Below are 19,293 nucleotides of genomic sequence, written 5' to 3'. Positions count from 1 at the left end.
TTCTCGATGATGCTGGGTGGTCAATCGTCAAATGCTGGCGCAGGAGTCGCAAGAACGGCTCCAGTGGACTCAGTCGGCACATCATCGGCTTCAGATTCAGACAACCGGCCTTGCGCAATGAAAGCGATCGCAGATAAGGCCAGCACCACTCCGAAGAGTCCAAATACCATTGCACCGGAAAGGAAGCCAAGGAGATATCCCGCGATGATTGGCGATGCTATCCCCAGTACTCTGGATATGCCGAGAACGAAACCGAATCCCGTCGTGCGTATCTGAGTTGGAAATGCCGATGGAATGACGCCGTAGTACGCGCTGATTCCCGCATTCAAAAGCACCCCGATTGCTAGCGCTAGGACGATGGGGGCACTCCCTGTACTCAGCGCGTACGCCATCAGCAGCGTACATACGGCCGCGAGCGATAGCGCAACTGCCGCCAAGGGTCGAACTCTGACGACCGCAGTCAAAAGACCGAACGCCACGCAACCAACGATTCCACCGAGTGGCAGCAGAACACCAATTTGTATACCGAGGCGATCATCACCGATGGCATCGGACACCAGGTTGGGCGTCCAGCTGACAATAAAGTAGAAGGTCGTCATCAGTGCGCCATAACCGAGCGACAGCAGGATGGTGCTGACTACGGTGCTGCGTGCGAATAGGTCTCGATACCGCCCATTACTATCCACGCCGCCGGACACCTGGAGGTGCTCGGCATCGACTTGGAGACCCATCTTGGCCGCGATTCTGCGCAGTCGCCGTTGCGCGCGATCGTCGGTTCGGGTCGACAGGAATGCCAGCGACTCGGGCATCGCAACGAGAGCGACGACGAAGATGACCAAGGTTGCGCCGGCGCCGACTGCAAACACCGACCGCCAACCATAGCTAAAGATCAGCATGTCTGCCGCGAGGCCACCGAGGACTCCGCCTGTACCGTTCGCGGCGGCAAAGAGTGCCATTGTGAGACCTACCCGGCGACGTGACGAATACTCTGCGATGACGACGCCGACTGAGGCCATCACACTTCCAATACCGACACCCGTGATAAGGCGGGACAGCATCAGGTTGCCGAAATCGGGAGCAACAGCCGAGTACGCCATACCCACTGCGACGACTGCGAGTCCACTCAACCCGACCATCCGTCTCCCAATGCGATCGCCGATGGGGGCAATGCAGAGCGAACCCAGCGCCATACCTGCAGTTGACGCGCTCAGCCCGTAACCGAGAACACTCCGTGTCACGCCCCATTCATCTGCTATCGCCGACGCCGAGAACGACATGACGATCACGTCGTAGCCCTCGACGACAACGACCGCCAAGCATGTGATGACAGTGAGTATTTGGAATCGGCTCATGGACGACTCTTTTATCTGTTCGGCCAGACTCATGGTCACTGCCCCTTCGTGGATGGCGACGCGATACCCGCCGTGGCCGGTTCTCGTAATCCGAAGACATCTACCGCAATGGTCTCGAAGAACGCTCTTTTATCTGCGGCGGATATCGGCAGATTGTCTTGAATTTCAACTTCTTCCGGAACGTATTGGTATGGGTAATCCATGGCATACATGACTCTGTCGTTGCCAACGACCTCGCGCGCGAACATGATTGCCGGCTGCCACGGCATTCCGCTGGTAGTAAGCCAGATATTCGTACGGAAGTACTCACTCGGCTTTCGCTGCAGCGGTTTGATCGCCTCATACCGACCTGCCGCGACCTGTGCTGCGTGCATGTAATCGATCCGGCTGAGCCAATACGGGAGCGCCTCGCCGAGGTGCCCCACCACCAGCTTGAGGTCGGGGAAACGATCAAACACGCCGGAAGTGATGATTCGCAGCAGGTGCATGCCGGTCTCGACGCCGAACCCGAAAATTGCGCCGTCGATTCCACTGTCCAACAACGGGCCGATCATCTCGTTCGTCGGAGTGTTCGGGTGTAGATACACGGGCACACCGAGCGCTTCCGCCGCTTCTAGAACCGGCGCGTAGCGGGGGGCGTCGAGATAGGTTCCCGCGATGTGCGAGTTCGCGATCACACCTCGCAGTCCGAGGGTGTTGACTGCCCGATCCAACTCACGCACTGCGGCGTTGACGTCCTGAAATGGAACCGCTGCCAACGCCGAAAACCGGTCCGGATGCCGAGCGCAGGCCTCTGCGAGCCGATCATTGACAAGCGCAGCGATCTCACGCGCACTCGGGACATCCAGCACGTTCGTGGCAGGAGATGTCAGTGATAGCACCTGATGATCGATACCGGCCGCGTCCATATCGGCGAGCCTCTCGTCTCCGAGATCTGCCAATCGACGCCGGACAGCAACGGGTTTCGCTGCGTCACTGCGCAGGTAGAACCCCATCAAAGACTCGAACCCGCGATCATTGACCGCACCTGTGTCAAGGAGGCGGCGGTACAGATCGAGCATCTCGGTCGGCGCGTAGGCTTCCTCGACCGCGATCCTGCGGTAGCCGCGCTCCACGGCCTTCTGGTCATTCATGGTGGCTTCCTTACGATGTCGATGAAGAGGAGCGGAGGTGATTCCAGCGGGCGATCCCCGGTAGATCGCGCGCCGGATCAGCGAATCGCACGATGGCGTGCTCCTCGGTGCAGGAAAGCAACGAGTATTCGCCGTGTGTACGACCGAGCCCAGAGTGCTTGACGCCGCCGAACGGCGTCGAGGACACCGATGCGCCAAGTCTGTGGACGTTGATGAAGGTGCTCCCGGATTCGATCTGCCGGGCGACGCGCATCGCATGTTCGACATCGGTCGACCAGACCGAGGACGCGAGTCCGAATTCTGTGCCATTTGCCGCAGCAATAGCATCGTCGTCGGAATCGAACGCGATGATCGGAATAACCGGACAGAACTGTTCAGTGAGGATGAGTTCGTCGTCGGGTGCGATGCCGGTGATGATGGTCGGCAGAACGTAGTGGCCTTCATCGACACGAGCCGAATCTGCGTAGGTCCCAGCCACTCTCACGTCTGCTCCAGCGGCGCGCGCTTGCTCAATCAGTCGTACGGCTCGGTTTCGGCCCTCCTCAGTCGCAAGGGGGCCGATGTCGACGGAGGCATCCGTTCCCTCGCCAACGACAATGTGACCGGCCAGATCGACGAACAACTCGACAAAGGCATCGAAGTGCTTCCGGTGAACGTAGATTCGCTTCACGTTGAAGCAGATCTGGCCAGCACACCCCATCGAGCCGACAACGAGTTCGCGCACCATATCCTCGTTGATCACCGCAGAGTCGAGGACGACAGCAGCGTCGTTTCCGCCAAGTTCCATGGCGACCTTTTTTATGGTTTCCGAAGCCGACTTCAGAACCTCACGCCCTGTGCTGATACCGCCGGTGAAGAAGACGCCCCGGATGTCGGGATGTGAGGTGAGAGCCGCACCTGCCACTGCCCCCTCCCCAGGCACCACCGTCAGCACACCCTCGGGGAGCACTGCCGCGAGAGCAGCCACGAGCGCCGTCAGAGCCAGAGGAGCTACCTCCGGCGGCTTCACTACAACGGTATTGCCTGCGATGAGGTTGGGAGCAATGGCGTTGAATGCCAGGTGAATTGGGGTATTCCATGGAGAGATGACCACAACAGGCCCGAGCGCCACCCGACGAACGAGCACGTCCGTTGCGGCATACGAAGCCGGATCACTGGAAAGATCGGTCTCGCGGTCAGCGGCTGAGGCAAGGTCGGCAAATTCGCGCAGCAGTCGTGCGGCACCACCCGCGTCACCTCGCGACTCGCCTAGCGTCTTTCCTACCTCTGCGGTGAGGAGTGAAGCCAAGTCGTCAACAAGGCCGTCAGCGACCTCCGCTGCCGCGCGCATGCACTTAGCCCGCTTGCCCGCTCCGAGATCTCGCCAGGCGGGGAACGCTTGCTTCCCGGCTGCGACCGCAAGTTCGACCTCTGCGCGGCCACTCCGCGCGAATCGCCCTACGACTTCCCTTGGACGAGCGGGATTGGTGACCTCGCCGAAGTGCAGATCTCCACCACACACAGACGGCATTGCGGTAGACCAGTCGGCGACAACATCATTCGCTGCTAAACGTTTCATTACGTCCCACCGAGTCATTCTGATTCGGTCCACGCTTTGCCGGTGACCGGATGTGCGTAGTGAAAGTCGACGACATCTGTGTTCGGAAACAGCGCGAAAGGACGGATCTCATCGGGGCCGACTGGATCAACCGGATAGGTTTCGATCGGGATGACTGCGTTCATGGGCTCGGTCTGCGCCCAACCCTTGGCGTACTCGGCGTGCCAAAATGGCTGGTAATCGAGGCGTTTGATCTTCCACACCCCGTTCTCGCGAACGTAGGTGTTCTCGTACAGCGCCCCTTCCCACCACTGATCGTGGGTCGTCCGACCGGCGAATTGCTCACGTGCCGACGCGTGAACGCCTGCCTGCATAATGCACCGGAAGCGGCCGTTGGCTTCCGTCGCGTCGGAATTGACGCTGATGACATCCTGGAGCTGGGGATGGTCGAGCAGGAAACCAAACACTGGACCGTTGTGTCCCTGAGTAAACCGGGCACGAAAGCGGTCAAGATAGAGGCGGTTGATGCCGGCACGGCCACGGTAGACACCACCGCAGAAGATCGCTTCCGCATCGTCACTGAATAGGTCAGCGACTTCTTGATAGAGACACTTGTCGAGGTAGTAGCCGTAGCTATGCTGCAGCCGACGAACAGCGAGCTCGGCTTCGAGGCGATCAACGCGCCGCGTGAGCGTGGACAGCGCGTCGTCTGTTGTGGGAGTTGGAGCTGTCATCGTGTCGGTCATTGACATCGCTTTCGTACTCGTGGACGGCACCGAGGACGGGGCCTCGGCTTTCCGTGATGGACTTCACAGACTTAAGCTGGATGTGGCGCACATCGCCAAGAATCGCGGTGGCAGATTCTCCTATGTGGAAAGCTGATGACATGGCTCGATTTCCACATGGCGACAGCTTCACGCTGGCCGACCCACCTGACGGACCACGTCGGGCATCTGGCATGACCTCGGCCGAACTGGCACTGCGCACCGTCAAGCTCGTCGGCCAACGCGGATCGATTACGGTGGCCGAACTGTCACGGGAGCTCGGCGTCGCACCATCGACCGCGCACCGCGTGCTGAACAACTGCCGCAGAACAGAATTTGTTCGACAGGACGTCTCGGGCGGGCCATACGTGATCGGACCCGCTATCCACGAATTAGCGCTGACAGTGACCAGCGCGCGTGACCTGCGACAGTCCGCCGAGCCAGTGCTCGAGCAACTCCGCAGTTCCGTGGACGAGATGGTCTCGTTCTATGTCCTGGAAGGAAAGTCCGTGCGTGTAGTCCAGGCTCTGCCGGGAGGCCGGACGACGACTGTGGCGTCAGGACTCGGCGCACTACTGCCCGCCCATTGCACGGCGGGCGGAAAGGCCATTCTGGCCCACGAGTCTCAACGAGAATTACGCCACCGGTTTCCGGGCAAGCGACTTACACGACACACGGACCGATCGATCACCGACTGGGATGCGCTGTTGAACGAGCTCGACGTCGTCCGACGTCGAGGGTGGGCCGTGAGCGTCGGCGAGTACGACCCGAGCCTCACAAGCCTTGCCTCCGCCGTCCTCATCGGTAGTGGCGCCCCGGCTGGGGCGGTCGTGCTCACCGGGTTCGCGACGTGGTTACGCACGCGGTCTGAGATTGATGCGCACGTCGCACAGGTGATGCAGGCGGCAAACGACATCTCCGTCCGACTGCGCGACAACCGCTCCTGACGACCCCGTTCCATATAGCGGAATGCTCGGCTTGTTCTTTGGACTCGTCCAGCTCCGAGTGGTGTCGTGATTCACATCACCCCAGAAGTGCACTCCGTGATGCGTCACGTCGGGTGCCGACAAAGGAGTACGTGGTCGTGGACCGTTTTCCCATCACTGAGGACCCGTTCGAAGCGCCCATGCGTCTCGAAGCAGACATCACCGATCTCGAGTGCGTACAGGGAGAAGTCCCCGAGCATCTCGACGGTTCGTACTACCGCGTGGTCGTCGATAGGCACTATCCGTCGTTCATCCCCAACGATCTCGCACTATTCAACTCTGACGGTATGGTCATGTCTTTCACATTCCGAAGCGGCAGAGTCGATTTCAAGAGTCGCTATGTGCGCACACCTCGCTTCGTTGCCGAGGAGAAGGCGGGTAGGTCGCTATTCGGCGCATACCGCAATGCCTTCACCGACGACCCGACCGTCGCCGGCGTCCGTCGTGGACTGGCGAACACAAACGTCTTCTTCCACGGTGGCAGGTTGTATGCATCGAAGGAAGACAGCCCGCCCATCCTGATCGATCCGGTGACACTCGAAACCTTGGGTGAGTATCAGTTCGAGGGAGCGATGACCTCAGAGACGTCGACCGCACATCCCAAGGTCGATCCCAGGACGGGCGAGATGGTGTTCTTCGGTTACGCCGCGACCGGCGAGGCCACGCCCGATATCGCCTACTACGAGGCGGATGCGAATGGCAGCATCATTCATGAAACGTGGATTCGAGCCCCGTACTCGTGCATGATTCACGACTTTGCCGTGACCCAGAATTTCGTCGTCTTTCCAATCGTGCCGCTACGAAGCAGCACCGAATGGCTGCGCGAGGGCAACCCACAGTTTTTCTGGGACCCGAACGAGGACGTGTACCTCGGTGTCCTGCCACGCAAAGGCACTGCGCGACAACTGCGATGGTTTCGAGGATCGAATCGCTTCGCCAGCCACATCATGGGCGCCTACGATGACGGCCGCCGGATCTACCTGGACACACCGGTTGCGGAGACCAATTACTTCCCCTGGTTCCCCGACATCACCGGCGCAACCTACGACCCGGAGCGCAGCAAGACCCGCTTGAGCCGGTGGACGATCGATATGTCCGATGGGTCGGATGGATTCACCGAAGAAAGGCTGATGAGCGCTGCGGGCGAGTTTCCGCGCATGGACGACCGATACGAGACACTCCGCTACCACTGGGGTGTCATGGCAGTCAATGACCTTCCAGGACAACAGAAGTCAAGTCATGGATTCCGTTGGGTCGGCACTATCGATCACGCGAGCGCCACGACGAGATTCTATGATCCCGGCGAGAATTCGACGGTCGGTGAGCCAATCTTCGTGCCCGCCAACGAGACTGCACGCGAGGGCGAAGGGTACGTGTTCGTCGTGGTGGCACGGCGCGACCGCATGTACAGCGAGCTGGTGATCCTTGATGCCGCCCACGTCGACCGCCCCCCTGTAGCAACCCTACGGATGCCCATGCGTATCAAGTCAGGGCTACACGGCAATTGGGTGTCGTCGGACGAACTCGCCGGTCGAACCGCATGAGCCTGAGTGAGGTCGAGATGAAGGAGTCTCATATGTACCGCGATGACGTGGAAGATGTTTGTGGCTTTCGTCCAGGCTTGGCGACACTGTCGGAGCGACGCGCAGCAATGAGCGGCAGCGAGGTCGCCTTGGTCTACCTCGGTGACCAGATCACATATCGCGAGGTTCATAGTCGAGTTCTCATCCGCGCGGCCGCTCTCGCAGCGGCCGGTGTCGGCAAGGGAGATCGAGTCGCGTACCTCGGCGAGAACCACCCTGCTCTCATCGAGACTATGCTCGCCGTCGTGCGGATCGGCGGCGTGTTCCTCCCGCTGAACAACCGCCTGACATACAACGAACTTCACTATCAATTGACGGACTCGGCCGCATCTGCGCTCATCCTCGGTCCCGAAAGATGCGCCGACACAGAGTCTTTTGCAGATGCCGCGTTCATCGTTGACGTTGCCGTGTGGTCGCCCGATCCGGTGGCCGCCCCCGCCATCGGAGTGCCTGCAGCGCAAGTCGGTGGGACCGACCCCGCATTTCTGCTGTACACGTCGGGCACAACAGGGCGACCAAAAGGCGCAATTCTCAGTCACGAGAATCTGCTATGGAACAGCTTCAATCTGATGCTTGATGTCGACGTTCGCTCCGACGAGGTAGCGCTTGTCAGTGCTCCGATGTTCCACGTCGCGGCACTCAATCAACTCGTCGTGACCGTGTACCTCAAAGGCGGGAGGAGCGTGATCGCGCCGAAGTGGGATGCTGATCTCGCGCTGGACCTCATCGAATCACACGGTGTGACATGGATGTTCGGTGTCGCGACGATGTTCGCGGACCTGACCAACTCGGCACGCTGGGCCCACACCGACCTCGCGTCAATACGGAGCGTGATGTCCGGTGGCGCGCCCGTACCGCGACACCTCATCGACCTATACATGGAGAAGGGCATTACGTTCTGCCAGGGATATGGACTCACCGAGACGGCGCCAGGGGCGACGTTCCTGCCGCAGCATGAGTCCGTACGAAAGGCTGGATCGGCCGGCGCCCAGGTGATGTTCGATGAAGTCATGATCGTTGACGCCGACGGTACCGAATGTCCCCCTGGCACAACAGGAGAGATCATCATCCGAGGGCCTAACGTCAGCGCTGGCTACTGGCGCAATCCCGCCGCAACTGCCACAGCGTTCAGCGACGGCGGATGGTTTCATTCAGGAGACATCGGGTATCGCGACACCGAGGGATTCTTCTTCATCGTCGACCGCCTCAAAGACATGTACATCTCGGGTGGAGAGAACGTCTATCCCGCCGAGGTCGAGGCCGTGTTGTTCGAGCACCCCGATGTCGCCGAGGCGGCAGTGATCGGTATGCCCGATGACCGATGGGGAGAAGTCGGCCACGCATTCGTCGTCTCCCACGAGGATGCGCTGATCAACGTCTCCGAGGTACAAGAGTTTGCCAGTACCCGACTCGCTCGCTACAAGGTTCCCAAGCGCATCACGGTGGTTCCAAGGCTCCCGCGGACGGGCTCGGGAAAGGTCCGCAAGACAGCGTTGCGAAGCGACGCCACACACGAAGCATCGGTCCGTTGACTCCGAAATCGGTCGAAGCGACCTGGCTTTTGAGCGATGAGCATCGCGCCCTGCGAGAGACCGCCGCAGCCGTGGCCGACACGCAGATCGCACCCCACGCAGCAATGGTCGATGAGTGCGCCGAGTTCCCGGAACAGTCACTCAAAGCACTCATCGCAGCGAACCTGCACGCAGTCGGCGTGCCAGAAGAGTACGGCGGTCAGGGCGGAGACCACCTCGCCTCCGCGATTGTTGCCGAGGAGATCGCTCGAGCCTGCGCAACCACTCAGCAGGTTGCCGGTGGGAGCGAATTGTTCGCCACTCCAGTGCTGTTGGCGGGTTCGCCAGAACTGAAATCGAAGTATCTGCCTCGTATCGCGTCCGGAGAGTTTCTCGGCGCGTTCGCCCTTAGTGAGCCGGAGGCCGGCAGTGACGTAGCGAGCATGAGAGTCCATGCAAGGGCGGTACCCGGCGGCTGGACACTCAACGGGACAAAACGTTGGATCACGAACGCAGGTCACGCGGACGTCTACATCGTGTTCGCATCGACGGACCCATCGGCAGGAGCACGCGGGATCAGCGCGTTCGTCGTCGAATCGACCGACGCCGGAATCGTGTTCGGTGCGCTCGAACGCAAGATGGGGCTGCGAGGTTCGCCGACACGGGAGATCACGTTCGACAACGTATTTGTTCCGAGCGATCGCCTGATCGGCGAGGCCGGGCGCGGTTTACGGATCGCGTTGGGCACTCTCGACCGCACCAGGACGGTCGTCGCGGCGCAGGCGGTAGGTATTGCGCAGGCCGCCCTGGACGTGGCGACCGACTACGCCAAGCAGCGTGTGCAGTTCGGGTCGCCGATATCGCAGTTCCAAGGAATCCAGTTCATGGCTGCCGACATGGCGACCAATATCCGCGCAGCGCGTCTGCTCACTTGGGCCGCTTCGATCGCGTGTGATCACAATCACTCCGAAGTCGGTCTCGCTGGTGCAATGGCGAAGTGCTTCGCTTCTGACACCGCAATGTCAGCGACCACGGACGCCGTACAGATCCTGGGAGGTGCAGGCTACGTCAAGGACTACCCCGTCGAACGTATGATGCGTGACGCAAAGATCACCCAGATCTATGAAGGCACCAACCAGATTCAGCGGTTGGTCATTGCACGGCAGCTATTCAGCGAACGGCGCTGAGCCGCATCAGCTCGGCACTTTTGCAACCCACGGTTGGCGAGCTCAACGGGAAGGACACCACGGCGCTTGGCCTGGCAGGCAAGGCCGGACCGGTGATGGCCACCGCGACCCACGTCCTCGGCCAAACCGGACTCGGTCTGATCACGGTGTTGCAGCAGCGAGTCCAAGGAGTCTTCGGAAGAGGCGGGTTCCCCCAAGCCCCTCGACCACCTTAGCCGTGCGCCTGCCGCTGAGTCGGATTCGATGAGCTGACCGCGAGATCAGCTCGCACCGTCAGCCTCGGTCGACCTCGGGCGTGTCGACACCGGCGGCATCGCGCGCCACATCGACCGCCTCGTCGGCGTGCTCGAGTTCTGGCACCGTTTCCATCCCCGACACCGTGGCCGTGATCGATCGCGCGAGGTCCTGAGCCGTCAGGCCGAGCTCGGCCAGGATCTCGCCACGCGACGCGTGTTCGATGAAGCGCTGCGGGATTCCTCGAAGTTGCACGGGCACAGGCACTTCCGCATCGGAGAGAGCGGCGCTGACTGCGGCTCCCACTCCCCCGCTCACACCACTGTCTTCGAGTGTCACCACCAGTCGATGCCTGCGCGCGAGGTCGACGATCGACTCCGCGACGGGTAGCACCCACCGCGGGTCGACGACCGTCGCGTCGATGCCCTGCTTGGCCAGCCGGTCTGCGGTATCGACAGCGAGACCGCAGAACGCGCCGACGGCGACGATGAGCACGTCGCCCGCGGCTTCCCCGACGCCGGGTGACGACCGACGCAGGATGTCGACGCCGTCGTCAAGACGCTCCACCGCGCGAATGTCCTCGGGCACAGCACCTTTCGAGAATCGCAGTGCGGTCGGGCCGTCGTCGACGGCAAGCGCTTCGTCGAATTCTTCGCGGAGACGGACGGCGTCGCGCGGTGCGGCGACGCGCAGACCGGGAACCATCGCCATCAACGACAGATCCCACATGCCGTGGTGGCTGGGGCCGTCGGGTCCGGTGATCCCTGCACGGTCGAGGACGAGGGTGACCGGCTGCCGCAGCAACGCGACGTCCATGAGGAGCTGGTCGAATGCGCGGTTGAGGAACGTCGAGTAGATCGCGACGACGGGGTGCATCCCGCCCAGTGCAAGGCCCGCCGCCGAGGTGAGCGCGTGCTGTTCGGCGATGCCGACGTCGAACATCCGGTCGGGGTACTTCTCGCCGAAGGGTGCGAGCCCTGTCGGACCGGGCATCGCGGCGGTGATCGCGACAACGTCGGGGCGCGTCGCACCGGCTTCGAGGAGCGCCGCGGAGAACACCGACGTCCAGTCCTGCGCCGACACCGACTTGGCGCGGCCGGTCTTGGGGTCGATGACACCGGTCGAGTGCATTTGATCGGCCACGTGATTCTCGGCGTGAATGTAGCCGTTGCCCTTGCGGGTGACGGCGTGCACGATGACCGGACCACCGAACGATCGTGCCCGCGCGAACGCCGCTTCGAGCGCTTCGACATCGTGGCCGTCGACGGGTCCGACGTACTTCAGTCCGAGATCGGTGAACATCTGCTGGGGCGCGAGGAGATCTTTGATCCCGCTCTTCATGCCGTGCAGAACCGCGTATGCCGGTCCGCCGACAACGGGCAACATCTGCATCACACGACGACTCTCGTCGAGGAAGCGCTCGTAGCCGGGCTGTAGCCGCAGACCCGACAGATGTGCGGCGACGCCGCCGATGGTCGGTGCGTACGAGCGCCCGTTGTCGTTGACGACGATGACGACCGAACGGTCCGAATCGGCGATGTTGTTGATCGCCTCCCAACACATCCCGCCGGTGAGCGCGCCGTCGCCGACGATCGCGACGACCGTGCGGTCCTGACCGGTCAGAGCGAACGACTTCGCCAGTCCGTCGGCGTAACTGAGTGCCGCTGATGCGTGCGAGGACTCGACCCAGTCGTGCTCGCTCTCGGCGCGATCCTGGTACCCGGTGAGTCCGTCGCGTTGACGCAACTCGTCGAAGCCCGCGGCGCGTCCGGTGACGATCTTGTGCACGTACGACTGATGACCGGTGTCGAAGATCACCGGGTCGACGGGCGAATCGAAGACACGGTGGAGCGCGAGAGTCAGCTCGACGACCCCCAGATTCGGGCCCAGGTGGCCGCCGGTCGCCGATACCTTCTCGATGAGGAACTCACGGATCTCCCCTGCGAGCACCACGACCTCGTCCGGCGACAACGCCTTGAGATCGGCCGGGGAAGAGATCCGCTCGAGCACACTCATCGAGTCCTCCTACTACGCACACCGACCGCGCGGGCTTGTCGCGGTCGTGTCGAACAGTCTACGGACCTCGCGGCAGTGCACTGAGTCACCACAACCACGAATTGGTCACCACAACCGCGAACTGGTCACACACCGACGGCTGCGTTCGGCACGAGCAGCGCGATCGCTTCGACGTGGTGCGTCAGCGGAAAAGCGTCGAATGCCCGCATCCGGGTGACGGCGTACCCGCGTTCGGTGAACAACGCGAGGTCACGCGCGAATCGTGCGGCGTCGCACCCGACGTGCACCACCACCTGGGGCGAGGCGGCGACGATCCTGTCGATCACTCGGGTGCCTGCGCCGGTTCGCGGCGGGTCGAGGACGACGACCTCCGGGGCCGGCAACGACTCGATCACCTCGGCGACTTCGCCGCGGTGGGTCGAGACCGACGAGTCCTCCTCAGCGAACACCGCGTCCGCAGCGGCCAGTGCGGCGGCGTCGGAGTCGACGATATGGACTTCACCGGTGTCGAGCGTGTCGATCAGAGCGCCCGCGAAGACGCCCGCACCGCCGTAGAGGTCCCAACAGGCCGCGGGTCGCGAGACGTCGGTCGAAGCGACGAACTCGGCGACGGTCTGCGCGTAGCGGGTCGGCGCCATTCGATGTGCCTGCCAGAAGCCCGTCACCGGAATCGACCACTCCCGCTCCCCCACGCGGTGGCGTGCGGCGGCGTCGCCTTCGAGTACCGTTGTTGCCCTGCGTGATTCGACGCTACGTCGACGACGCTGCGCGGCACTTCTGCCTCGATCGCGACGGGAGTGCCGTTGGGGCGGCGTCGCCGGCGCGAGCTCGGTGACGTGCCTGCGGCCGGCGGCGTCGGCGACGATCGCCAACTCCGCACCTGGCGTGAAGCGGCGGTCGTCGAGTCCGTCGAGCAGACCTGCGACCGGCTGCACACAGTCGACCCCCACGACGAGGTCGCCGCTGTGGAATCGGTGCTGTCCGCTTCGACCGGCATTGTCCACCGCGAGACGCGTCCGCACGCGCCAGCCCGTGGCGTCGTCGGACAGCGAACGGATGCCGATCGCGGGTGGCGCATCGGGATTCGCGTCGTCGGCGCACCAGTCGTGGACACGATCAGCGGCGAAATGGCCGACCCGCACGAGGACGTCCTCGAGCGCCTGCGCCTTCAACGTCCGCGCATGGCCGGGTTCGATGAAGGCGAGGTCGCAGCAGCCCGCGCCGTGGGCGGCCGCCGGGCAGATCATGTCGACGCGATGCGGCGAAGGGTCGAGGATGTCGATCGCCTCCGCGCGCCAGAACGACTCCGCTCGGGTGTCGACGACCTGCGCCGCGACCGTCTCCCCGGGAATGGCGCCACGCACGAACACCACTCGCCCGTCGTCGAGTCGGCCCACAGCGTCTCCCCCGTTGGCCGGGCGATCAACCCGCACGGTCACGACGGGCGCGGTCAGGGGTGGTTGCGGCGTCGAACTCACTGGCCACCCAACGCTCGCCGAGTGTCGCCGGGAGCGTTGTACTCGAGGTCGTCGCGGCGTCGGTCCGACGACGTCAGCTGCCACGGCACCGACGTGACCATCACGCCGGGCTCGAACAACAGACGCGTCTTGAGTCGCAGCGCCGACTGGTTGTGCAGAATCTGCTCCCACCAGTGCCCGACGACGTATTCGGGGATGAAGACGGTGATCACGTCTCGCGGGTGCTCGCGCCGCACCCGACGCACATACTCGATCACCGGTCTGGTGATCTCACGGTACGGCGACGCAATCACCTTGAGCGGCACCTTGATGTCGCTTTCCTCCCACTGCGACACCAGTATTCGCGTGTCGCGGTCGTCGACGTTGACCGTGATGGCCTCGAGGACGTCCGGCCGCGTGGCGCGGGCGTAGAGCAACGCACGCTTGGTCGCGAGGTGCAGCGTGGAAATCAACACGATCGAGTGCGTGCGGCTCGGAAGAACCTGGTCTTCTTCTGCTTCGACCCGCTCGAGCTCTCGCTGCACCGATGCGTAGTGGTGGTGGATCAGCTTCATCAGTACGTACAGGATGACCATGGCGAGGATGGCGATCCATGCCCCGGCAGTGAATTTGGTGATGAGCACGACGACCAGGACGGTAGCCGTCATCACCAGGCCAACGGAGTTGATGATCCGCGACTGCTTCATCCGACGCCGCGCACGCGGATCGGTCTCGTGTCGCAACAGGCGCGTCCAGTGCCGAACCATGCCCGCCTGGCTCAGCGTGAACGAGACGAAAACACCGACGATGTACAGCTGGATGAGCGCGGTGACCTCGCCGCCGAATGCCACGACGAATGCGATCGCCGCGACGGCGAGGAAGATGATGCCGTTACTGAACGCGAGGCGGTCGCCACGCGTGTGCAACTGTCGGGGCAGGAAGCGATCCTGCGCCAGGACGGAACCGAGCACGGGGAATCCGTTGAACGCGGTGTTGGCCGCGAGCATCAGGATGAGTGCCGTGGCGACGGCCACGAAGTAGAACCCCACGGGGAAATTGTCGAAGACGGCCTGCGCCAATTGTGCGATAAGCGCTTCCTGCTGATAGCCGGGTGGCGCGCCGATCAGGTCGCGAGCCGGGTCGGACACGTACTTGGCGCCGACCCGCTCGGCGAGCCAGACGATCCCGAGCAGCAGCACGATCGCGATTGTTCCGAGCATGAGCAGCGTCGTGGCAGCGTTGCGCGACTTCGGTTTCTGGAAGGCGGGCACGCCGTTGCTGATGGCCTCGACGCCGGTCAGGGCCGCCGAACCCGACGAGAATGCGCGCGCGATGAGGAAGATGAACGCCACACCGGCGAGATGCGTGTTCTCCGCCCGGATATCGAAGTCGGCGGTCTCGGCGCGGACGTCGCGACCGAGGATGAAGATCTCGATCGCACCCCACACGAGCATGGCGATGACGCCGAAGATGAACGCGTAGGTCGGAACGGCCAGCACCGAACCGGATTCCTTGATGCCGCGCAGGTTGACGGCGGCGAGCACCACGATCGCGGCCACACAGAACCACACCCGGTGCTCGTGCACGAACGGGATGGCGGAACCGATGTTCTCCGCTGCCGACGAGATGGAGACCGCGACGGTCAGCACGTAGTCGACGAGCAGGGCGCTGCCGACGACCAGACCCGCCGACGACCCCAGATTGACGGTTGCCACCTCGTAGTCGCCACCACCGGACGGATAGGCGTGGACGTTCTGTCGGTAGCTGGCGACAACCACCGCCATCACGACCGCGACGGCGATCGCGATCCAGGGGGCAAGGGTCATGGCGCTGAGGCCGGCAACCGAGAGCACCAGGAAGATCTCCTGCGGCGCGTAGGCGACCGACGACATCGCGTCAGAGGCGAACACGGGCAGTGCGATCCGCTTGGGCAGCAGCGTGTGGCCCAATTTGTCGCTACGGAACGGCCTGCCGAGGAGCAGTCGTTTCGTCGCAACAGACGCCTTTGACACGGTGGACACCACGCAACACTAAGACCTTGCGCTCGTTTAGGGCCACTACGGCCCCGGGGTGGTCAATCAGGTGGCCATGATCGCTGCGTGCGCGACCAGTTCGCGTGGCCCGATGTCGCCGGGCTGATGGTGCGGGTAGGTTCAAGTCGCGCGGACAATCGGCGGCAGTCGCCTGCGTCGACGCTCCACCGCGCCCGACGAGTAGTGAACCCACGAGAGGATCGATGTGCGGGTAGTCATCATGGGGTGCGGACGAGTGGGATCGTCCCTGGCGATGGCCATGCAGAAGCGCGGACATCAGGTGTCCATCATCGACCGCGATCCGGCGGCGTTCACACGACTGTCCGACGACTTCACCGGAGAGAGGATCGTCGGGGTCGGATTCGATCGCGAGGTACTCACCCGTGCCGGAATAGAGCAGGCCGACTCGTTCGCTGCGGTGTCGTCGGGCGACAACTCCAACATCATCGCCGCGCGCGTCGCCCGCGAGACCTTCGACGTCCCGCGCGTCGTCGCCAGAATCTACGACGCCAAGCGCGCACAGGTATACGAGCGACTGGGCATCCCGACCGTCGCGACGGTGCCGTGGACGACCGAGCGTTTCGTCTCGGCACTCGGCGAGACGTCGACCACGACGGAGTGGCGCGATCCGTCGGGAACCATCGCGATCGCCCAGCTCGACATCCACGAGTCGTGGATCGGCATCACGTCGGTGAAGTTTCAAGAGCTTTCCGGCGCTCGCTTGTCGTTTCTGAACCGACACGGCAAACCGATCCTCCCCGAAGCCAAAACCGTTCTGCAACAAGACGACATCGTGTTCGCGTCGGTCCGCCTCGACGATCTTGCCGGAGTACGTGCGCTGGTCGCAGCACCCCTGGCTCACGCCGATTAGAGGAGAGAGATGAAAGTCGCCATCGCCGGTGCAGGCGCAGTGGGTCGCTCGATCGCCCGTGAACTCATCGCGGCTGGACACGAGGTGACCCTGTTCGAACGCCTCGCAAGCCACATCGACGTCGACGCGGTCCAGGGAGCGACCTGGCTACTCGCGGACGCCTGCGAACTCGCCAACCTCGAACGAGCCGGTTTGCAGTCCTACGACGTGATGATCGCGGCGACCGGAGACGACAAGGCCAATCTCGTGGTCAGCTTGCTCGCGAAGACCGAGTTCGCGGTGAGCAGGGTGGTCGCCCGCGTGAACGATCCGCGCAACGAGTGGCTGTTCGGGGAGGACTGGGGCGTCGACGTCGCGGTCTCGACACCTCGACTCCTCGCCTCGCTGGTCGAAGAAGCGGTATCGGTCGGAGATCTGGTGCGCCTCATGACATTTCGTCAGGGCCAGGCCAACCTCGTCGAACTCACACTGCCGCCGGACACCCCATTGGCGGGAAAGCCGGTACGCAAGATCGACCTGCCGCGCGATGCCGCGCTGGTGGCCATCATCCGTGGCGGCCGCGTCATCGTGCCCGAGCGCGACGATCCGCTCGAAGGCGGAGACGAACTCGTCTTCGTCGCGGCAGTCGACGTCGAACCCGCTCTCCACGCGGCGATGCACGTCAACTGATCTGGGTCGGCTGATTTCGGTCGGTTGATGTAAGTGAGGCGCGTCGGACAAGCAACACCGTCACCACGACGGCGAGCGCGGTGAGAGGCCAGCCCATTCCGATCCGGGCCACTGCCAGCCAACCGGTGTCGCCACTGTCATAGAGCGACGACTGTGCGAGGTAGCGTCCCGCGAACACCAGCGCCCAGAACGCCGTGGCGATGTCGTAGGCGATCAACGTCCTGCGGTTGCGGCGCCACTGCGTTCCGGCGCCGTTGACGTAGTTCCAGGCCACTCCGATGAGCGGCCACCGAACCAGGATCGAAGCGAGCAGGACACCCGCGTACACCAGCGACGTCCAGATGCCGAGTAGAAAGTAGCCTTTCGCGTCACCGACGCGATGAGCGATGAACGCACAGATCGCTACGCCGAGAAAGCCGGAGACCGCCGGTGCGAGTCCATCGCGCCGGAGCAGGCGGACTACGGCAACCAGTGCTGCCGTACACAATGCCGCGACGATGGCCGCCGTCACGCCGAATGCGGCGTTGACGACCACGAACACGATGACCGGGATCGTCGACGAAATCAGACCGGATACTCCGCCGAGCTGGTCGAGAACGGTCGCGGTTGACCGTTCGGCTGCGTCGACATCCGACGCGGCGTGGGGACTGTCAGTCTTCTCCGTCGCCATGCAATTCGTAATCGGGGTTGTAGATCACCTTGGTGCCGTTGTGTTCGCCGAGACGCCCGCTCACGGTGATCTTCCGACCCGGCTCGATACCGGGGATGCGGTTGCGTCCCATCCACTTCAGAAAGACGACGTCGCTTCCGTCGAAGAACTCGGCCTTGACCCCACTCTTCGCGGAGCGGGAACAGGTCTCGACAGCGCGCAACTCACCATGCATCGTGACCTCGTCGCCGCGCGAACACTCCACCGCGCGCTGTGCGCCGGTGGCTGCCGACTCCGCCGCGATCTTCTCCGCGTCGGCTTCTCCGAGATCTTCGGTGAGCCGCCTGGTCAGTCGCTTGAGATAACCGGCTGTGGGCATCACAACCTCCAAGTAGGCGTCGTGCTTGTGACACGATCGGTGTTTCGGGCTCGATCGGTGTTTCGGACTCGGCGTATCGGGCTGAACCAACCGAGCCGCTCTGGGTCAGCCTAGACCTCTGCGCTCACCACTTACAACGCACGGCATCATCGGTTCATGCCCTTGGCTGACACCGTGCCCCCACCAGCACCGACCGCGCTGATCGCCATGCCCGGAACGGGGTCGGACGACGACTACATTCGACGGGCGTTCGGACCGGCTTCCCGACTTCTCGACGTCGAACTCATCGCAGTGATGCCGACTGCCGACCTCATCCCCGGATTCATCCGCGCACTCGACTCCGCGGCGCGCGAGCACGAGTCCCTCCTGGTCGGCGGCGTGTCCATCGGTGCGGTGACTGCGCTGCGTTGGGCGCTGGACGGGCAGTCCGCACATGCAGGGACCGGAACCTGTGCCGGGGTCTTGGCTGCCCTGCCGCCCTGGAGCGGCCAACCGTCCGGATCGCTCGCCGCGGCAAGCGCCCGCCTCACCGCCGACGCCATCGAGCGTGACGGTCTCGACGCAACGATCGCGACGATGGTGTCGACGAGTCCCGAGTGGCTCGGCGTCGAGCTGAGCCGGTCGTGGCGCGCGCAGTCTCGCGACCTCGTCGCACAACTGCGCGCAGCGTCGCAGTGCGTGGCGCCGACGCCGGACGAGATCTCCACACTGACTGTGCCGCTTGCGATCACCGCTGCGGTCGACGATCCGCTCCATCCCCGCGACATCGCCGAGGAGTGGTCGGCGGCCGCGCCGTGCGCGGAGGTCGTCGACGTCGGACTGACTCAGTGGGGCACCGATCCCTCGGTGCTCGGGACAGCGTGCGCACGGGCATGGCTGCGCCTGCTGGTCACTCCAGCACCAGCCCCCGGTGCTCGACGCCCTTAGTGGCG

16 protein-coding genes are annotated in these 19,293 nt (G+C 63.3%); 7 read left to right on the top strand and 9 right to left on the bottom strand.

Going from position 1 to position 19,293, the window contains the following annotated elements; all coding sequences use genetic code 11:
• Window positions 1-20: 20 nt before the first annotated feature.
• From ACRVY7_RS11695 to ACRVY7_RS11680, 4 genes are all read right to left on the bottom strand, one after another.
• Window positions 21-1,385, bottom strand: coding sequence for an MFS transporter (locus ACRVY7_RS11695; RefSeq protein ID WP_431817180.1), 1,365 nt, complete (start codon window positions 1,383-1,385; stop codon window positions 21-23).
• Between the two features lie 2 nt (window positions 1,386-1,387).
• The gene (locus ACRVY7_RS11690) at window positions 1,388-2,485 is read right to left on the bottom strand and encodes an amidohydrolase family protein (protein ID WP_049697205.1); all 1,098 of its coding nucleotides are present in this window, start codon (window positions 2,483-2,485) and stop codon (window positions 1,388-1,390) included.
• A 10-nt stretch (window positions 2,486-2,495) separates the two neighbouring features.
• Entirely contained in the window at window positions 2,496-3,995 is a 1,500-nt protein-coding gene (locus ACRVY7_RS11685) for an aldehyde dehydrogenase family protein (RefSeq protein WP_431817179.1), read from the bottom strand.
• Window positions 3,996-4,057: 62 nt separating this feature from the next.
• Window positions 4,058-4,768, bottom strand: a complete 711-nt coding sequence (locus tag ACRVY7_RS11680; protein WP_200903190.1) for a nuclear transport factor 2 family protein — start codon at window positions 4,766-4,768, stop codon at window positions 4,058-4,060.
• Between the two features lie 140 nt (window positions 4,769-4,908).
• Here ACRVY7_RS11680 and ACRVY7_RS11675 point away from each other — a divergent pair, with 140 nt between their 5' ends.
• From ACRVY7_RS11675 to ACRVY7_RS11660, 4 genes are all read left to right on the top strand, one after another.
• Complete coding sequence (locus ACRVY7_RS11675; protein ID WP_431817178.1) at window positions 4,909-5,733, top strand: IclR family transcriptional regulator; 825 nt, start codon at window positions 4,909-4,911, stop codon at window positions 5,731-5,733.
• Window positions 5,734-5,870: 137 nt separating this feature from the next.
• A complete protein-coding gene (locus ACRVY7_RS11670) occupies window positions 5,871-7,316 on the top strand; it encodes a carotenoid oxygenase family protein (RefSeq protein ID WP_431817177.1) in 1,446 nt (481 codons plus the stop codon).
• A 77-nt stretch (window positions 7,317-7,393) separates the two neighbouring features.
• Window positions 7,394-8,887 (top strand): acyl-CoA synthetase, encoded by a 1,494-nt coding sequence (locus ACRVY7_RS11665; RefSeq protein WP_431817176.1) that lies wholly within the window; start codon window positions 7,394-7,396, stop codon window positions 8,885-8,887.
• Window positions 8,884-10,053, top strand: a complete 1,170-nt coding sequence (locus tag ACRVY7_RS11660) for an acyl-CoA dehydrogenase family protein (protein ID WP_431817175.1) — start codon at window positions 8,884-8,886, stop codon at window positions 10,051-10,053. The genes ACRVY7_RS11665 and ACRVY7_RS11660 overlap by 4 nt, the downstream gene beginning before the upstream one ends.
• A 273-nt stretch (window positions 10,054-10,326) precedes the next feature.
• Here the strand turns inward: ACRVY7_RS11660 and dxs are convergent, their stop codons facing one another.
• From dxs to ACRVY7_RS11645, 3 genes are all read right to left on the bottom strand, one after another.
• Window positions 10,327-12,303: a 1-deoxy-D-xylulose-5-phosphate synthase gene (gene dxs, locus ACRVY7_RS11655; protein ID WP_431817174.1), complete on the bottom strand. Its 1,977-nt coding sequence runs from the start codon at window positions 12,301-12,303 to the stop codon at window positions 10,327-10,329.
• 125 nt (window positions 12,304-12,428) lie between these two features.
• Window positions 12,429-13,781 (bottom strand): class I SAM-dependent RNA methyltransferase, encoded by a 1,353-nt coding sequence (locus tag ACRVY7_RS11650; RefSeq protein ID WP_431817173.1) that lies wholly within the window; start codon window positions 13,779-13,781, stop codon window positions 12,429-12,431.
• Window positions 13,778-15,781, bottom strand: coding sequence for an APC family permease (locus ACRVY7_RS11645; RefSeq protein ID WP_197494641.1), 2,004 nt, complete (start codon window positions 15,779-15,781; stop codon window positions 13,778-13,780). The genes ACRVY7_RS11650 and ACRVY7_RS11645 overlap by 4 nt, the downstream gene beginning before the upstream one ends.
• Before the next feature lie 217 nt (window positions 15,782-15,998).
• Here ACRVY7_RS11645 and ACRVY7_RS11640 point away from each other — a divergent pair, with 217 nt between their 5' ends.
• Complete coding sequence (locus ACRVY7_RS11640) at window positions 15,999-16,664, top strand: potassium channel family protein (RefSeq protein WP_049697197.1); 666 nt, start codon at window positions 15,999-16,001, stop codon at window positions 16,662-16,664.
• 9 nt (window positions 16,665-16,673) lie between these two features.
• Window positions 16,674-17,333 carry a potassium channel family protein gene (locus tag ACRVY7_RS11635; RefSeq protein WP_049697196.1) on the top strand — a complete coding sequence of 220 codons (660 nt, stop codon included), beginning with the start codon at window positions 16,674-16,676 and terminating at the stop codon, window positions 17,331-17,333.
• Here the strand turns inward: ACRVY7_RS11635 and ACRVY7_RS11630 are convergent.
• Together ACRVY7_RS11630 and ACRVY7_RS11625 are read right to left on the bottom strand one after the other, a co-directional pair.
• Window positions 17,326-18,003: a DUF3159 domain-containing protein gene (locus ACRVY7_RS11630; protein WP_431817172.1), complete on the bottom strand. Its 678-nt coding sequence runs from the start codon at window positions 18,001-18,003 to the stop codon at window positions 17,326-17,328. The genes ACRVY7_RS11635 and ACRVY7_RS11630 overlap by 8 nt on opposite strands.
• A complete protein-coding gene (locus ACRVY7_RS11625) occupies window positions 17,984-18,361 on the bottom strand; it encodes an OB-fold nucleic acid binding domain-containing protein (protein WP_431817171.1) in 378 nt (125 codons plus the stop codon). Before ACRVY7_RS11625 ends, ACRVY7_RS11630 begins: the two co-directional genes overlap by 20 nt.
• 156 nt (window positions 18,362-18,517) lie before the next feature.
• On the opposite strand from ACRVY7_RS11625, the gene ACRVY7_RS11620 reads away from it, so the two are divergent.
• Window positions 18,518-19,288, top strand: coding sequence for an alpha/beta hydrolase (locus tag ACRVY7_RS11620; protein WP_431817170.1), 771 nt, complete (start codon window positions 18,518-18,520; stop codon window positions 19,286-19,288).
• The last annotated feature ends 5 nt before the right edge of the window (window positions 19,289-19,293 follow it).

It is taken from the genome of Gordonia jacobaea (genome assembly GCF_965344965.1).
GTDB classification, from domain to species: domain Bacteria; phylum Actinomycetota; class Actinomycetes; order Mycobacteriales; family Mycobacteriaceae; genus Gordonia; species Gordonia jacobaea.
This window is presented reverse-complemented; position numbering and strand designations above follow the sequence as displayed.